This window comes from Kiloniella sp. (assembly GCF_048259265.1).
Lineage (GTDB): Bacteria > Pseudomonadota > Alphaproteobacteria > Kiloniellales > Kiloniellaceae > Kiloniella.
In genome coordinates, this window is the sequence record NZ_JBLXHT010000001.1 from 368318 (window position 1) to 384616 (window position 16299).

The 16299-nt window shown below is 45.8% G+C and carries 19 protein-coding genes; 6 read left to right on the forward strand and 13 right to left on the reverse strand.

All coding sequences use genetic code 11. From position 1 onward, the window contains the following. Positions 1 to 7 precede the first annotated feature (7 nt). The 9 genes from ychF to rfaD all read right to left on the reverse strand — a co-directional run bounded on the left by ychF (position 8) and on the right by rfaD (position 8645). Positions 8 to 1105 carry a redox-regulated ATPase YchF gene (ychF, locus tag ACN0QW_RS01765; RefSeq protein WP_417428229.1) on the reverse strand — a complete coding sequence of 366 codons (1098 nt, stop codon included), beginning with the start codon at positions 1103 to 1105 and terminating at the stop codon, positions 8 to 10. A 92-nt stretch (positions 1106 to 1197) separates the two neighbouring features. Beyond that, a complete protein-coding gene (gene pth / locus ACN0QW_RS01770; RefSeq protein WP_417428231.1) occupies positions 1198 to 1947 on the reverse strand; it encodes an aminoacyl-tRNA hydrolase in 750 nt (249 codons plus the stop codon). 40 nt (positions 1948 to 1987) lie between these two features. Then, positions 1988 to 2635, reverse strand: a complete 648-nt coding sequence (locus ACN0QW_RS01775; RefSeq protein ID WP_417428233.1) for a 50S ribosomal protein L25/general stress protein Ctc — start codon at positions 2633 to 2635, stop codon at positions 1988 to 1990. Positions 2636 to 2790: 155 nt separating this feature from the next. Further along, entirely contained in the window at positions 2791 to 3723 is a 933-nt protein-coding gene (locus ACN0QW_RS01780) for a ribose-phosphate pyrophosphokinase (RefSeq protein WP_417428235.1), read from the reverse strand. Positions 3724 to 3848: 125 nt separating this feature from the next. After that, positions 3849 to 4760: a hypothetical protein gene (locus ACN0QW_RS01785; protein WP_417428237.1), complete on the reverse strand. Its 912-nt coding sequence runs from the start codon at positions 4758 to 4760 to the stop codon at positions 3849 to 3851. A 117-nt stretch (positions 4761 to 4877) separates the two neighbouring features. Continuing rightward, the gene (pgeF, locus tag ACN0QW_RS01790; RefSeq protein WP_417428239.1) at positions 4878 to 5654 is read right to left on the reverse strand and encodes a peptidoglycan editing factor PgeF; all 777 of its coding nucleotides are present in this window, start codon (positions 5652 to 5654) and stop codon (positions 4878 to 4880) included. Further along, positions 5651 to 6769 (reverse strand): class I SAM-dependent methyltransferase, encoded by a 1119-nt coding sequence (locus tag ACN0QW_RS01795; RefSeq protein ID WP_417428241.1) that lies wholly within the window; start codon positions 6767 to 6769, stop codon positions 5651 to 5653. The genes pgeF and ACN0QW_RS01795 overlap by 4 nt, the downstream gene beginning before the upstream one ends. Continuing rightward, a complete protein-coding gene (gene lgt, locus ACN0QW_RS01800; RefSeq protein WP_417428243.1) occupies positions 6766 to 7665 on the reverse strand; it encodes a prolipoprotein diacylglyceryl transferase in 900 nt (299 codons plus the stop codon). The genes ACN0QW_RS01795 and lgt overlap by 4 nt, the downstream gene beginning before the upstream one ends. Beyond that, the gene (rfaD, locus tag ACN0QW_RS01805; protein ID WP_417428245.1) at positions 7662 to 8645 is read right to left on the reverse strand and encodes an ADP-glyceromanno-heptose 6-epimerase; all 984 of its coding nucleotides are present in this window, start codon (positions 8643 to 8645) and stop codon (positions 7662 to 7664) included. Before rfaD ends, lgt begins: the two co-directional genes overlap by 4 nt. A 230-nt stretch (positions 8646 to 8875) precedes the next feature. On the opposite strand from rfaD, the gene ACN0QW_RS01810 reads away from it, so the two are divergent. From ACN0QW_RS01810 to ACN0QW_RS01830, 5 genes are all read left to right on the forward strand, one after another. After that, positions 8876 to 9193: an accessory factor UbiK family protein gene (locus tag ACN0QW_RS01810; RefSeq protein WP_417428247.1), complete on the forward strand. Its 318-nt coding sequence runs from the start codon at positions 8876 to 8878 to the stop codon at positions 9191 to 9193. A gap of 275 nt (positions 9194 to 9468) precedes the next feature. Then, on the forward strand, positions 9469 to 9969 hold the full coding sequence (locus ACN0QW_RS01815; protein ID WP_417428249.1) for a YbjN domain-containing protein: 501 nt from the start codon (positions 9469 to 9471) through the stop codon (positions 9967 to 9969). Positions 9970 to 10008: 39 nt separating this feature from the next. Continuing rightward, entirely contained in the window at positions 10009 to 10830 is an 822-nt protein-coding gene (gene proC / locus ACN0QW_RS01820) for a pyrroline-5-carboxylate reductase (RefSeq protein WP_417428251.1), read from the forward strand. A gap of 109 nt (positions 10831 to 10939) precedes the next feature. Beyond that, positions 10940 to 11542: a hypothetical protein gene (locus tag ACN0QW_RS01825; protein WP_417428253.1), complete on the forward strand. Its 603-nt coding sequence runs from the start codon at positions 10940 to 10942 to the stop codon at positions 11540 to 11542. A gap of 81 nt (positions 11543 to 11623) precedes the next feature. Further along, positions 11624 to 11965: a tRNA-binding protein gene (locus tag ACN0QW_RS01830; RefSeq protein WP_417428255.1), complete on the forward strand. Its 342-nt coding sequence runs from the start codon at positions 11624 to 11626 to the stop codon at positions 11963 to 11965. A 34-nt stretch (positions 11966 to 11999) separates the two neighbouring features. On the opposite strand, the gene ACN0QW_RS01835 is transcribed toward ACN0QW_RS01830, so the two are convergent. From ACN0QW_RS01835 to ACN0QW_RS01845, 3 genes are all read right to left on the reverse strand, one after another. Next, the gene (locus ACN0QW_RS01835) at positions 12000 to 13412 is read right to left on the reverse strand and encodes an ATP-binding protein (protein WP_417428257.1); all 1413 of its coding nucleotides are present in this window, start codon (positions 13410 to 13412) and stop codon (positions 12000 to 12002) included. Further along, a complete protein-coding gene (locus ACN0QW_RS01840; protein ID WP_299380183.1) occupies positions 13413 to 14108 on the reverse strand; it encodes a response regulator in 696 nt (231 codons plus the stop codon). It abuts the gene before it with no gap. 87 nt (positions 14109 to 14195) lie between these two features. Continuing rightward, on the reverse strand, positions 14196 to 14702 hold the full coding sequence (locus ACN0QW_RS01845; RefSeq protein ID WP_417428259.1) for a MarR family winged helix-turn-helix transcriptional regulator: 507 nt from the start codon (positions 14700 to 14702) through the stop codon (positions 14196 to 14198). Positions 14703 to 14883: 181 nt separating this feature from the next. Between ACN0QW_RS01845 and ACN0QW_RS01850 the strand changes: the two genes are divergently transcribed. Beyond that, positions 14884 to 15765 carry a branched-chain amino acid aminotransferase gene (locus ACN0QW_RS01850; protein ID WP_417428261.1) on the forward strand — a complete coding sequence of 294 codons (882 nt, stop codon included), beginning with the start codon at positions 14884 to 14886 and terminating at the stop codon, positions 15763 to 15765. A gap of 80 nt (positions 15766 to 15845) precedes the next feature. On the opposite strand, the gene ACN0QW_RS01855 is transcribed toward ACN0QW_RS01850, so the two are convergent. Next, complete coding sequence (locus tag ACN0QW_RS01855; RefSeq protein WP_417428263.1) at positions 15846 to 16298, reverse strand: molybdenum cofactor biosynthesis protein MoaE; 453 nt, start codon at positions 16296 to 16298, stop codon at positions 15846 to 15848. Position 16299 lies beyond the last annotated feature (1 nt).

The window sequence follows — 16299 nt, forward strand, 5'->3', positions numbered from 1 at the left end:
CAATTAGCTACACGTTAAAACGGAAGTGGAATATATCACCATCTTTAGTGATATATTCTTTTCCTTCAGCGCGCATTTTTCCTGCATCTTTAGCGCCTTGCTCACCATTACAATCAATATAATCGTCATAAGCAATGGTTTCGGCACGAATAAAGCCACGTTCAAAGTCCGTGTGAATAGCGCCTGCTGCATTTGGGGCGGTTGACCCTTCGACAACAGTCCATGCCCGTGCTTCTTTGGGACCAACGGTAAAGAAGGTGAGAAGCCCAAGAAGGCCGTAACCTGCTGCGATAATTCTTTTTAAACCCGTTTCTTCCAAGCCTAGATCTGCGAGAAATTCAGCTTTTTCTTCTGGATCTGCAAGGGAGGCAACTTCAGCTTCAATTGCTGCAGAAATAATAACGCTCACACCGCCAGAGGCAGCGGCCATTTCTTCTACTTTCTTGGAATAATCATTTCCGGTTGCTGCATTTTCTTCTTCTACGTTTGCAACATAGAGAACTGGTTTTGCAGTCAGTAGCTGAAGTTGGTTATAAATGTCGCGTTGATCAGAAGAAATATCTGCTGTTCTTGCCGGGTTACCTTCTTGAAGAACGTCACCAACGATGGTGAGAACTTCAAGCTTGGCTTTGGCTTCTTTATCGCCGCCTTTCGCCCGCTTTGCATTCGATGTGATTTGTTTTTCAACAGATTCAAGATCGGCAATAAGAAGCTCGGTCTCGACTGTTTCGGCATCCCGTACGGGATCAACAGATCCGTCTACGTGGGTTACTTCACCGTCAAAACAGCGCAGAACATGGACAATGGCATCAACCGAACGAATGTTGCCAAGAAACTCATTTCCCATGCCTTCGCCCTTGGATGCCCCTCGAACCAAGCCGGCGATGTCAACAAATTCAAGTTGAGTCGGAATGATTTTTTGGGAACTGGCAATGGTTGCAATCTTATCTAAACGGGGATCAGGTACAGAGACCCGACCGACGTTTGGTTCGATCGTACAGAAAGGATAGTTGGCCGCTTCGGCTGCTGCTGTTTCAGTTAGCGCATTAAAAAGCGTGGATTTGCCTACGTTCGGCAAGCCGACGATGCCGCAGTTGAAACCCATGGGTGTTCCCTTTCAATATGGTTCTCGCGAAGGCGTGGTGTACGATGTCGAGAACAGTTGTTTGTTTAATCAGCCAATGACTAAAAGTATCATTAATCTTGGGGGGTTTTACTATTACTGAACCAGTTAGCCAAGGTCGATTGCCATCCGTCGTTGCTATTTTTGATGTCCGAGTCAGCTTTACTTGTTTCTGGTTTTGCTGTTTTAAGCGTGTTTTGGTCTCTTGTGGTGGATGCAGAAGATGCTTTTTGTGCGGGTATTTTTTTTGATTTCGGTGGTGTAATATCTTGGGCGACCTTTGACATAAATCCTGGGCTGTCACCCTTCACAAGAAGATCTATGTGTCGTGAAATGGCATCAATCTCTTTGCTGAGCCAATCTTGATCAGTCTTTGAAAAGTCGCCAAGGACATGACCGGTAACACGTTCTTTGTGCCCGGGGTGACCAATGCCCATGCGCAAGCGCCAGTATTCTTTACCAATGTGAGCATCTATTGACTTAATGCCATTGTGGCCACCAGATCCACCCGCTTTTTTGATGCGGAGCTTACCCGGTGCAAGATCAAGTTCGTCATAAAAGACAAAGACATCTTCGGGGTTAATTTTGAAGAAGCGGATTGCTTCGCCAACAGCTCGACCAGATTCGTTCATATAGGTTTCTGGTTTGAGAATCAGAACTTTTTCTGTACCGATCCTGCCGTCAGAAGTTTTGCCCTGAAAACGCGAACGCCAGGGCGAAAAATTATGGCGGTGGACAATATCGTCCACCGCCATAAAACCGATATTGTGTCGGTTATTCTCGTACTTCTGACCTGGATTACCGAGACCTACAAACAATAGCATGTCAGTTTAACCTCTAGCTTCAGATCAAAAGAGAGATATCTTACTCTTCAGTAGCTGCTGCAGCTTCTTCATCAGCAACTTCTTCTGCATCGCCTTCGTCATCAGCTTTCGCAGATTTAACAGAGCTAGGTACAGCAATCGTTGCAATTGTGAAGTCACGATCAGAGATTACTGGCTCTGTACCGTCTGGAAGTGTAACGGAAGAAATGTGAACGCTGTCACCCAGTTCAATACCAGCCATATCAACTTCGATATTTTCTGGAATATGATCTGCGCGGCAAGAAAGTTCGATGTCGTAACGTACAACGTTAAGAACGCCGCCCTGCTTAAGGCCAGGACAATTTTCTTCGTTGATAAAGTGTACAGGAATCATAACGTTTACGGACGTCTTCGCAGAAACGCGAAGGAAGTCAACGTGTTCAACCATGTCTGTTACGGGATGCAATTGAATGTCACGTGGAAGTGTACGCTCTTTTTTGCCATTAACTTCGATTTCCCAAAGGCGGGTACCAAAGTGACCAGAGTTGTACTCTTTAGTGATTGGACGAGGGTCCAAGTTGATCATGACAGGGTCTTTTTTTGCACCGTAGATGACGGCAGGAACAAGGCCTGCACGACGAGCGGCACGAGCGGGCCCCTTGCCGGCTCTATCGCGAGCTTCTGCGCTCACTTTTGTGATATCACTCATTTATAAGTCTCCAAAAGTAAAATGACAGCGGCAGAGCATTTGCTCCGCCGTTGCAGTAACTGGCCAGCCTCCAGGGGTGCTGAGCCAGAGAATTCGCCCGTGTTGTATACGGACGAAAGCTATTCGTCAAATCAATCCGCAGTAATCAGCGGTATTCAGTCAAATAGACAGGATACCGATTGCTCATCACTTATACGGCGCATTGCTTCGCCCATAAGTGGAGCAACAGAAATCTGACGCATGTTGTGTGCAACACGAACAGCTTCTGTCGCTTGGATTGAGTCTGTTGTTACAAGTTCTTCAAGTGGAGAAGCCGTAACACGTGCAACGGCACCGCCAGATAGAACTCCATGAGAAATGTAAGCTGATACAGTTGTGGCGCCGGCATCTTTAAGAGCACCAGCAGCATTACAGAGGGTTCCAGCCGAATCCACGATGTCATCGATAAGAATACAACGTTGACCTTTTACATCGCCAATGATGTTCATAACTTCTGAAACGCCAGCTTTTTCACGACGCTTGTCGATGATCGCGAGATCAGCATCAAGGCGTTTGGCAATGGCTCTGGCTCGGACAACACCACCGACATCAGGCGATACAATGGTCAAAGGCCCTTTGGACATACGTTCCTGAATATCTTTTATGAAGACTGGTGCTGCAAAAAGATTATCAGTCGGAATGTCAAAGAAACCTTGAATCTGTCCTGCATGGAGATCCATGGTTAGAACGCGATCCGCGCCGGCAGTTTGAATTAGGTTCGCAACAAGCTTGGCCGAAATCGGTGTACGGGGGCTGGATTTACGATCCTGCCTCGCGTAGCCATAGTATGGCATTACGGCTGTTATACGGCTCGCTGAGCTGCGTTTTAAAGCATCTATCGTTACCAAGAGTTCCATAAGGTTGTCATTGGTGGGATAGGATGTCGGTTGAATAATAAATACATCTTCACCGCGCACGTTTTCATGGATCTCCACAAAAACTTCTTCATCAGAAAACCGTCGCACTGATGCTTTGGTCAGTGGTAGATTTAAATATGCAGAAATGGCCTCGGCCAATGGTCGGTTGCTGTTACCCGTTAAGATCTTCACGCCAAAATCCCCGGCTAGGCTGGACAAGCCATAACATATGACTTGTCGGCAGTTTTCATATTGGACGGGCGGAACTTAGCAATCTCAGTCTTTTCTGTAAACGCCCATAAAGATTCATTTCTTTGTTATTTCAGAACAGTTTGATTTTGAAGACTCTTTTGTTTCAGTAGGTCCTTGATTCCTATGGATGTTCCCTCTGAAATTGCTTCCGAGGCAGGAATTAGTATTCGCGAAAGAGGAATGTTAGGTACCGGGTTCGTTTGGCTTATTTGCCCGATTTCTTCTCCGCTTGTACTATCTTCAAGAATCCAGAGTAAGGACAGTATTCCTTGTTCGGCTTGTTTCGAGAGTTCTATTTCCAAGCTAAGCTTGTAGGCAGAATCTTCTGTTGCCCTGCGGGTTAGATAGAGTTTTCTGAGCTGAAATGATGCTCTTAGTTCATTTTCCAGTATCTTCTTGGTTCTGTCGTCCAGGCGATCGGATAAAGAAAAAAGCTGAATGTGAACATAATCTGTAATTTGAGGCTGAGGGCCTGTTTCCTGATCAAGTTGCGAAATTTTGAGACTGACGTTTTGGGAGGCTCTTTTGATGATTTCCGCCAAAATAGACTTTGAGGCTTTTTTTAGATGTATCGAGGGGATCGTTGTCCGTTCCTCTGACTCTATCAAAAATTGGTTAGGATTGCTAGTTTCTGCAACACCTATTTTTAGACTGATAACAACTTGATCTTCACTGATGGTTTCTGCCTCAAAGCTGCTGTAAAGGTGTAAACTGTTTGAGGCAAAGGCGTAGTTTGCTGCGGGTAGATTTTGATCTCTGAGAGCTTGGCTCAAATTCTCCTGCGCCCAAATGGTTAGGTCTGTTAGCTCAATACCTGTTTCCTGTAATGCAAAAATTGGTGGTTCTACGGCAAGAGGGCGCGTGTTCTCTAATTTCAAAAGCGGATTACTATCTGGCTCCTGTGCCATGAAGGGACGCGGTAAGGGGCCGCAAGCCGTTATCAAGGCAATGAAAAGTAGAGGGAGAAGCTTTATCATATGATTGTGTTATGGGAAAAAAGCATGGATATCAGTGCCAGATAAGTAATCACATAAAGCTGCAAGTCGCGAGGATGCCGAGAATACACATTAAAAAGAAGAGAATAAGATGTGGCATCAGTTTGTTCTTTCCTGAGATATAATGGATATGCCCCTGCCATAGTCAGCTTCTTTTCGGTGGCAGGATCGGCGGTAACTGAAAAAGAGGTTTTCTTCGGAATAGGTGTCATTTTGGGAAATAGACACCTGTTTTACACCGTATTTCTTTAGCCTGTCCCCGACATACTGGCGAAGGTCAAAAAGAAATTTCCCTTCTCTTGGAGAGGGGATGAAGTAGGTCATGTTATCTTCGGTATCTTCAAAGAACCGGTTTGCAAACTCAGCGCCAACTTCATAAGAAGCTTGCGCAATACAGGGGCCAATTGCCGTGTAGATATTTGATTTGGTTGCACCCAGGCTTTCCATTGCATCAATTGTACTGTCGGTTACTCCCTTGATTGCACCCTGCCAGCCTGCATGTGCTGCACCGACAATCTGGGCATCAGGGTCTACAAATAGAACAGGGGCGCAATCTGCTGTCATGATGCCTAATGCGATTTCTGGCTGATCTGTGACCAAGGCATCGACCTGCGGGGCATCTTCGGGGCAATTCCACGGAGCCTTCACAATCTCCACCTTTGCGGAATGAATCTGATAACCCGTGACGAGTTTTGCGTGTGGAGAGCCCATGCGCTCAAGCGCAATGGTTCTGTTCTTCGTTACATTTTCTTTCGCTTCATCTGCACCATACCCACAGTTAAGCGACGAATAGAGGCCTTGGCTGACCCCATCCTGTCGAGTGAGAAAACCATGTTTGATGCCCTTGTATTGATCAAGTGCGGGGCTTTTTATCATGTTGCTTCCTCTGGCTCTGGAAATGCGGCGGGTATTGCTTGATCCGGGTTTGTGAGGGCCATCACTTTAAAGAGGTTCCCCATCTGACTGGGATCAGTCAAACGATGTTCGGCTGCTGTGATATCAATCGCCTGCTTATCATCTGCATTTAGACGCAACATTTCGGCGCGTTGTTCTATTCCAAGGCTTCGTAAAAAATCCCCTTGGCTTATTGTGCCATGGACAGAAGCCCCATTTGCTTCTGCGGACTTTTTCAGTGTAGGAAAATCAACAAAAGCTGAAAGGTCGGCTGTGCCGGGTTCTTGTAAGACATCATGCTTTTTGTGATTACGGACTGCCTGTAAGCTTGGCTTTGCAGTTGGTGTTGCCCAGCCGTAGTCAATAAAAAGGCCTGCCCCGCCGTGTTGGGTAATATGGCTCGATATTTGGGTTGAAATATTGGCGGCTATGGATGAAAGCTCAACAACGGCGCCCTCATGACTATCAATTAACTCTTTGGGGATAATCGTTTCAATGGATTTTGAGGGAGGGGAAAGGGTGAAGACTAGGTCTGTTTCATCTTCGTTCAAGGTTATTAATCGCTCGGACCAACCTTTGGGTGAGCGTTCGAATTGACGAATAGGGAGGGCATCAAAAAATTCATTGGCTATGAATATGCTGGGTCCGTTGGGAAGATCGGTTAAGTCATCATACCAATTGACATCATATCCACTTAAGGCTTCTTTTTGTTTTTTCCGAAGCTTTGGGCTGACTTCAATCAGGTGGATTTTTACCGCTTGCTGAAAACCAGGCACCATTGCAACAGCGCGCATGACATCGCTCATGAGCGTGCCGCGCCCTGGTCCCATCTCAATCAAGTGGATTTTAGTCGGGCCACCCATGTTGTACCAGGTATCTGCGCACCAAAAGCCGATGAGTTCACCGAACATTTGACTTATTTCAGGGGCGGTTATGAAATCTCCGTCTGTGCCAAAGGGCTCATTCGACATATAATACCCATGGGTTGGGGCAATAAGAACATCAGTCATATAGTCGGCAACAGTTATCGCACCTTCGAGTTTTATGCGCCGGCGAAAGCTTTCAAAAAGTGACTTTTTATCTGGTGCTGTACTCATTTTTTATTCGATGAAGCTTTCTTTTTTGCTGCCTTATCCGCTTCTTTAGGGGAAATGTCTTCAGGTTTGAACTCTGGCCCAGTTGGTTGGAAAGGTTGGCGAAGAGCGAAAGCAACAAGACCAATGCCGATTAGTATCATGGGAGAGGATAAAAGCTGACCAATTGTTATTTCAGCAAAGAGAAAGCCGATATGGGCATCTGGTTCTCTAAAGAATTCGACAATTGTTCGTGACAAGCCGTATCCAACTAAGAACAATCCTGCTGTGAGCCCCCGGCGACGAAGACCGCCAGCGCGGGCAACAAGATAGAGAATTAAAAGTAAGGTAAGCCCCTCAAGGCCCGCTTCATAAAGTTGGCTTGGGTGACGAGGTAGAGGTCCTCCGTTCGGAAACACCATGCCAATTTCAGCGGTCGTAACGCGCCCAAAAAGCTCGCCATTGATAAAGTTTGCCAGACGGCCAAAGAACAGACCGATTGGTGTCGCACAGGCAATAATATCGGCAAGGGCAAGGAAATGTACTTTTTCTTTCCGCGCGAACAGTACCATTGCCGTGATGACGCCGAGCAGACCGCCATGAAAGCTCATCCCGCCTTGCCAAACAGCAAAAATTTCAAGCGGATTATAGAGGAAATACGTGAAGTTATAAAAAAGAACGTACCCTAGTCTGCCCCCAAGGATGATGCCGAGTGTTGCCCAGACGATAAAATCATCCATGGCAATTGGCCGTAATTGCCTTGGGGCCTGAAAGCAGAGCCAGCGGCAATAGCGCCAGCCAAGAATGATACCGAATATATAAGCGAGCGAATACCAGCGGATTGCCAAGGGACCCAAGCTGATTGCGATGGGATCTATTTCTGGATAGGTGAGAGCCGCGAAGACCAGTTCTTGTGTCATTTGTAGGCGTCGTCCTGTGCAAGAAATTCTGTGACGTACCGCTGAACGCCGTCTTCTAGTGATGTGAAGGGATGATCGTACCCTGCTTCTTTAAGTTTACTCATGCGAGCTTCGGTAAAGTATTGATACTTATCACGAATATTTTCAGGCGTTGGGACATATTTTATATTTTCATTACGGCCCATGGCCGAAAATACAGCCCGGGCCAAATCTACAAAAGATCTTGCCTGACCCGTTCCAACATTAAACAAGCCGCTTGCTGTTGGGTTGTCTTTTAACCACATCATGACCCGAACACAGTCTTCCACGGCAATAAAATCACGCAATTGGCCGCCATCAGAATAGTCTGGGTGGTGTGATTGAAACAGCTTTGCAGCTTCTCCGGACGTGACTTGATTAAAAAGATGGAAAGCAACGCTTGCTTGCCCGCCTTTATGGTATTCGTTTGGTCCGTAGACATTAAAGAATTTCAGGCCAGCCCATTGTGGCGGTTGTCGGTCTTTATTCGCCACACGGCGGGCAACCCAGCGATCAAAGAGCTGCTTACTCCAACCATAGCCGTTCAGGGGCTGGAGTTTGGCCAGATGCGCGATATCTTCTTCGTCATCAAAACCGTGTTCTCCGCCGCCATAGGTCGCTGCTGATGACGCATATATATAAGGCACGCTATGTTTTGCGCAGACATGCCAAAGATCTTTACTGAGTTTAAAGTTGTTTTCCATAAGGGCATCACCGTCGGTTTCGGTGGTCGCCGAAATGGCTCCCATATGAAAAATACCTTCGAGCTTATCAGCATTTTCAGCTAAAAACGCAGGTAGTGCTTCGGGCTTTATAATATCTTCAAGCTCATGTTTTGCCAGATTACGCCATTTGTCGTCATGACCAAGCCAGTCGCTGACGACAACGGATTTACCTTGTTCGACAAGGGATGCAACGAGGTTTGAACCAATAAAACCAGCGCCGCCAGTAACGAGAAACATGCTTGAAGCCTTTCGTGATATATCTTCTGCCTCCCTATATATGCTTTTGAGAAGGCATAGAGAAGCTTTTGCATCGATATTTTAAGTATATTTTTTGATAACTTTGTTTAAAGGATAATGAACAAGGTTGAAGCCGGACGATCAAAGAGCCATATTAGGCTCAAATAAAGTCAAAAATGTGAGTCGTTTTGAGGTCTTTTGACCTGACTTACAGTATGAAAGGCAGAAACATGCAAACTCAAAATCGTATCCTTGATGATCTGGCCAAAGTTGCTAGTAGCGCTATGGGGGCGGCCGCTGGAATGAGAGGGGAAGTCGAAGCGCGGATTCGTGAACAGTTTGAACGCATTATCTCTCAAATGGATGTTGTGCCCCGCGAAGAATTTGATGTCATGAAAGCCGTTGCTGTCAAGGCACGAGAAGAAAGTGAAGATTTGGCCGAAAAGGTTACGGCACTGGAAGCTCGGTTGGCAAAGTTGGAAGGGGCGACAAAAACGACCCCCAAATCGACGACAGCTAAAAAGGCTGCCCCTAAGAAATTTGATTAACTTCATCGTTATCTAGAATTCTTGGGCCAGAATCTCCTTAGGTCTGAATCTCATGGATCCGGAATAAATATATTTCTGAGTAATCTGTGAGTTCGAATAAAGTATGAGAAAGGCCCGGACAATGTTCGGGCTTTTATTTTATCTTTTTTCTTGATCCCAAGATTCGTTCTGTGTCACACTATATTTGGTAGTATTCTGTCACATTAATTCAATATATGGATTGTGGCGGTAGCTATTGTATCTTGCTCAACTATACTTAGTGAGGGGTTAGTGCAATGAACTCAGAAACTACGAATGAGCGACTACCTTTCAATCCCATTGATGCTATTGAAGAGTGGATCCTAGACTATAACTGGGATTTCGAGCGCGAAAGTGATTTCGAGCTGTTAGCTGTGATTGAAGGACATTGGGGGCCTCTTCATCTTCATTTTCAGTGGCAAAGTGAATTACAGGCGATGTTTTTTGCCTGTCATGGTGAAATTATTATCCCGCAGTTGGCCAAAAGCCGTATTTGCGAGTTGTTGATTTCTGTCAACAATCAATTATGGCTTGGGCATTTTGATCTCGTACCTGAAACTGGGGGGCCTGCGTATCGACATACAGTACCGCTAAGAGGCCAAGATGGTTTCTCTCAGGATCAAACGGAAGATCTGGTCGCGACCGCAGTTGCAGAGTGGGATCGTCTTATCCCTGCGATCCAGTTGGTATCCTCTGGGGGGGATTCCGAACTAAATGCCGTAGATCTTGCCTTGATGGATGCGGCAGGAGAAGCGTAGAGTTCTACTCCTAAAGCTTTATGGAATAGGACGCTTAATATGCTTAACGATGGTACCTTGCTGCTTGTTGGTTGTGGCAAGATGGGTGGGGCAATGCTGCAAGGCTGGTTGGACCGTGGCTTGGTTGGATCTCAAGTTGCTATCATTGACCCTTCGGCAAAGGCCGCTTACATGCAGCCATTTGTCAAACAGGGGGTTCAGGCTGTTGAGACGCTTGAAGAACTTAGTGGATCCTTCAACCCAGATTATATCCTTTTTGCTGTTAAGCCACAGATGATCGACGCGACAATTACGAGCTATCATCCCTATGCAGAACAGGGAGCTGTAATCCTTTCGGTTATTGCCGGAAAACAAATTTCATTTTTTGAGAAACATTTAGGTGCTGATACTGCTATCGTGCGGACGATGCCAAATACGCCAGCTGCCGTATCTCGCGGGATGACAGTGCTTTATGCAAATCAAAATGTCAGTGAAGAACAAGCGATTGTATGCGAACAACTTATGGCAGCTGTAGGTGGAACCGCTTGGCTTGAAGATGAAAGCCAGATTGATGCAGTTACCGGGGTTTCTGGCAGTGGCCCTGCTTATATTTTTTATCTTGCAGAATGCTTGGCGCAAGCTGGTGTTGATGCTGGGTTGCCGAAAGAGTTGGCGCAGAAACTGGCGGATACAACTGTATCTGGCGCAGGAGAACTTCTCAGGCTTTCTAATGATAGCCCTAGTCAGTTACGTATCAATGTCACCAGCCCGAACGGTACAACTCAAGCGGGCCTGAATGTTCTTATGGCTGATGATGGTTTACAACCTGTGATGAGCAAAACTGTAGCTGCTGCTGCAAAAAGAAGTAAAGAGCTGTCTTGAACATTGAAACCTGCCTTTGAGTTCAGGGTTTGCGCTTAGGTCAGCTGCCTTTTAATTTTACCTTTCTTCCCTATATATTAGACGTATCTTCATTGTGGGGAGAGTAGTGATGAAAAAATCAGAAATACCCCAACATATCGTTTCGACAGCGATGTCTTTAGCTGTCGAAACGGGGTGGGCCACGTTATCTCTTGCTGAAATCGCAGTTGTCTCAAAAGTGTCGCTATCTGATCTGCATCAGATTTTTCCTTCGAAGAACTCTATATTGCGGTTTATATCTGAACAGGCAGATCAAGGTGTTCTCGACGAATGCGATACCGACGACTTGCAGCAGCCCGCGAAAGATAGGTTGTTTGAGATTTGTATGAACAGGTTTGATGCACTGGCGCCTTTCAAAGAAGGCATCAAAGCTATTGCCAAAGATAGCCTTAGAGATCCGGTGGCAGCACTGTTGTTCCTTTGTAACCTTCGGCGCTCAATGCCTTTGATGTTGGAAGCCGCGGGGATATCGACATCAGGGATCAGGGGTGTTGTGAGGGTGAAAGCCTTTTCAATCGCCTATCTTACTGCCCTTCAATCCTGGTTACATGACGACAGCGACGACTTGGGCAAAACGATGGTCAAACTAGATAAAGTTCTGGGGCGGCTGGATACGATGGCGAGACGTTGTACAAGATCGGGCGTTTTGAGGAATAAAGAGAAAGCGGCCTAGTGTTTTTTTTACTGAGTCTTTCTTGCTTTTCAATGCGTTGCGTATAATTATTTCTCTCCATCTATTGAGGGAATAAGTTGTATGAGTAACGAATTGACATTTGATGATTTTCTTAAAGTTGATATTCGAGCCGGGACTGTTGTTGATGCCCAGCCTTATCCAGAGGCTCGTCGGCCAGCGATCAAGCTGTGGGTGGATTTTGGGGATGAGATCGGTGTTCGTAAATCATCTGCTCAAATCACTGATCACTATACGCCAGAAACGCTCATTGGGCGGCAGGTTATGGCCGTTGTGAACTTTCCTCCACGCCAGATTGGCAAATTTATGTCGGAAATTCTTGTGCTAGGAGCTTCTGATGACAAGGGAGGCATTGTTTTGCTCGCCCCCGATCACAAGGTGCCAAACGGTAGCCGAATGCACTAAGCATTGTCCTGCTGTGAGAAAAAAGAAAACGGGCTTAAAATGGAAGAGAAATTCTGGCCCGTAGTCCACCACCTGGAGCGTCTTCCAAGGAAAGATCACCGCCGTGGTTACTAATAATGTCGTTGGCGATAGAAAGGCCTAAGCCAACACCGCCTGTTGCCTGATTTCGGGACTGTTCCAGACGAAAGAAGGGCTTGAGAACATCTCTCCTGTGTTCTTCTGGAATTCCCGGGCCGTCATCATCAATTGTTATTTCCAGAAGCTCGTCCGCATCTTTTGATCTTTTCCTGACACAAACCATAACGTGGCTTCCGTAACGTTGTGCGTTTGTGACAAGATTGCTGATGGCGCGTTTAAAGTTTTCTTGGCGGAGCTGAATATTGATTTCCTGTTCAATATGCAGATCGATGGGGTTGTTGCTAAAACTCAGCTGTTGCATCAGTCCTTTTAGAAGGGCTGATACATTACATGAGGCTGTTTGTTCGTGCCCTTCGCCTCTTGCAAAGGCAAGATAGCCTTCGATCATTTTTTCCATTTCGGCAACGTCGGTCTGAAGGTTCTTTGTATCTTCTGATTGCCCGGACATAGCCAACTGTAACTTCATTCTGGTAAGTGGGGTTCGTAGATCATGGCTGACACCGGCCAACATCGCCATGCGGTGTTCGACTTGCCTTTTGATCCGCGATCTCATCCGAATAAAGGCCCCTGATGCCTGTCTGACTTCTGTTGCTCCTTCGGGCTTAAAGCCTTTAACGTCTCTGCCTTTGCCAAAGCTTTCCGCGGCCCGGGCAAGGCGCTGTATCGGCCGAACCTGATTTCGCATGAAGATCACGGCAACACCAAAGGTTATGACAGATGATCCAACCATCCACAGAATCACAAGATAAGTTGTCGATGAGAAAAGGCGTTTACTTGGCACGAGGACCAATAATACTGCGTTTTCAATCTCGATCTGTATTTTTACCTGATCAACTAGACTTGTTGTATCTATGTCGTATCGATAATTTTCATTCAGGTTTTTAAGAAGTTGATCGTGAATAGCCTGATCAAGTCGGCGTTCTAAAACTGACCAGCCAGGTTTCCAATTGACTGGTGGCAGTTCGATACCTTGGTGCAGCGTGAGGGATAGCCCTGCAGTTTTTTGCATAAGCTGAAAAATATTCGCTTTGTCGTAGGGTGTTTCTGTTTCTTTCAATAGAAGGATAGAGGTTGCGATATCACCTGCAATGCCTTGTGCCAGACGTTTCGTTACTGTTTCGTAGTGCCTATCATAAAACACCCAGACCGAAATGGCCTGAACAAGTAGTAGCGGTGTAACAATAATGATTAAAGAACGCCCAAGAAGTGATTTGGGAAGATACCGCTTTAAAAAAAAAGGGCGTTTCTTTTTTTGGGGAAGCGCGTCTTCTTCATCCATATATGATTCTTTGGCGGGCGTACTGGTCATTTAATCCGTTTTCAAAATGTATCCGACACCGCGGATTGTTTGAAGAAACCTCGGGTATTTCGGATCTTGTTCTATTTTTCGCCGTAAGCGGGTTACTTGAACATCGACACTTCGTGTATTGGCAAGTTCGGATCCATCCTCGATAAGCTCATCGCGACCCACAGCTATCCCGGCTTGCTGGGCCAAGGTTTTTAGAAGAGCCGCCTCGACGTCTGTTAGGTGGATGTACTCGTCATTGTTCCACAGCTGAGATTTCCGAACATCAAACCTGAACGATCCAAAAATAACATTTTCTGTCGGGAGTTCTGTGGCCGGCGCAGCGGTTTGTATGCGTTTTAGAATTGCATTTATGCGCAGAACAAGTTCCCTCGGCTCAAAAGGTTTGGAAAGATAGTCGTCGGCCCCGACTTCAAGTCCGCTAATTCTATCGTTTGTTTCGCCCATTGCGGTCAAGAGAAGTATCGGGACATCATCCTTTTTCCTGAGGGATTTTGTAAGTTCTAACCCACTTTCCCCCGGCATCATGATGTCCAGTATCAAGAGGTCGAATGATAAAGATGCCAGCTTTGATCTGGCTTCTTCTGCGCTAGAGGCTGCGGTGACCATAAAACCTTGGTCCGTCAGAAATTTCTGAAGGAGCTCCCGAAGCCGGGTGTCATCATCTACGACCAATAAATGTGGGTTAAAATCATTCATGTATTACAGTATAGCGCGTCGAAATTGTATTCACAGATCTTAATTTGGAGCCAAGTGTATATTGAGATTGAATTATTGGGCAGCCTTTTAGCGTCGGCTAGATGGACGCTTTGGTTTTGGGGTGAAACGAGGGCGATCACTTTCTTCCATCATGTTCATTAGAACTGATCTGAATCCAGCAACAGCTTCTGCACCGGATTCTTTATAAGCTTTGACGATCCGTTGCCGTTGGACATTAAAAAGCTTCTCATCTAATTCGGCCCCTTTTTCCGTCAATTCAAGAAGTCGTTGCCGACGGTCTATTTCCCCAGGTGTTTGTTTGATGAAACCTTCTGCAACCAATTGGGAAAGTACACGGGATAAAGATTGCTTCGTAATTTGAAGAATCGAGAGCAGTTCACTAACGGTTATGCCGGGGTGGCGTCCAACAAAATGTATTACCCTATGGTGGGCACGTCCAAAGCCATATTCTGCAAGTAGTTCATCGGGCTCCCCTGTGAAATCTCTATATGCAAAAAACAGCAATTCAATTGCCTGCATGATTTCATCTGTACGAAGAAAAAGGGGATTAGGTTCGGATTTTATGTCAGTCATGTTGACTTATCTATCGAATTAGTATTATTTGTTTCTCAATATGAATGGTCGAAAATATCGATTATTCATGTTTAATTGTCATAATATTACGTTGATGCCATTGCTTCACTCAACGATATTGCGAGTAAGTAGTGGAAACAACGTAAAAAATGAACTTTATACCACCTTTAACACGAAAGCTATGGCTATGCTTCCATTTGATGATCGCGACGGTTCTATCTGGTACAACGGTGAAATTATTCCTTGGCGGGATGCCAAAGTTCATATTCTAAGCCATGGTCTTCATTATGGTAGCAGTGTCTTTGAGGGGGAGCGTTCTTATAATGGCCGCATCTTCAAACGGCAGGAGCATCATGAACGCCTGATCAATTCAGGAAAACTTCTCGGATTTGATATTCCTTATACCGTTGAAGAGCTTCATCAAGCTGCGCAAGAAGTCATGGATACCAATAATATTGTTGATGGCTACTTCCGTCCTGTTGCATGGCGCGGAAGTGAGATGATGGCTGTTTCAGCCCAAAAATCCCGGATACATGTTGCAATTGCAGCCTGGGAGTGGCCATCTTATTTCTCTCCTGAAGATCGTCTGAAAGGTATTCGTCTGGATTTCGCAGAGTGGCGTCGTCCTGATCCGGTTACCGCACCTATTCATTCCAAAGCTGCTGGCCTTTATATGATTGCAACGCTCTCAAAGCATGCTGCAGAAGAAAAGGGGTACAATGATGCCTTGATGCTTGATTATCGGGGACAAATAGCCGAGGCAACAGGGGCTAATGTTTTTTTGGTACAGGATGGGAAAATTCATACACCAATACCAGATTGTTTCCTTGATGGGATTACGCGACGTACCGTGATCGATCTGGCAAAGCAAAAAGGCTATGACGTTATTGAGCGCGCTATTATGCCGGAAGAGTTGGCGAAAACCCAGGAGGTCTTTTTGACCGGTACGGCGGTTGAAGTGACGCCTGTTTCTGAAATTGGCGGCTATAAATTTACGCCGGGGGATGTCACAAAGGATCTTTTACTGGCTTATGATCAATTGGTTCGTGAGCCTACTGTATAAATCTATCTGATTGACCATAAAAAAACAGTCCTGCGCTTCATTGGCGCGGTGCTGTTTTTTTTGTTACTGAGGTTGAGAATTTATATCTCTATCCAGCGAGATGCTGCTGTGTCATCACTATCACGAGCATCAACCCATTTGCCACCTTCGGATGTTTCTTCTAATTTCCAAAAGGGGGCTTTTGTCTTCAGATAGTCCATCAAAAACTCGCAACTTTCAAAAGCTGCTTTGCGATGCTTGCTACAGGTGATGACCAAGACAATCTGCTCACCGGGTTCCATGCGTCCATAACGATGAATGATCAGGCTCGCATCAAGTTCCCAACGACGATTTGCTTCGGCCTCTATTTCAGCAAGCATTTTCTCTGTCATTCCGGGATAATGCTCAAGAGTCATGGCAGAAATCTCTTCGTTGCTGGCAATATCCCTGACAAGGCCGAGAAAAGAAGCAACACCTCCAATAGCATGATTCTCTTGGGTTAGATTTTTAATCTCTTGCCCAACATCGAAGTCTTCTTCTTGCACTTTGATCATA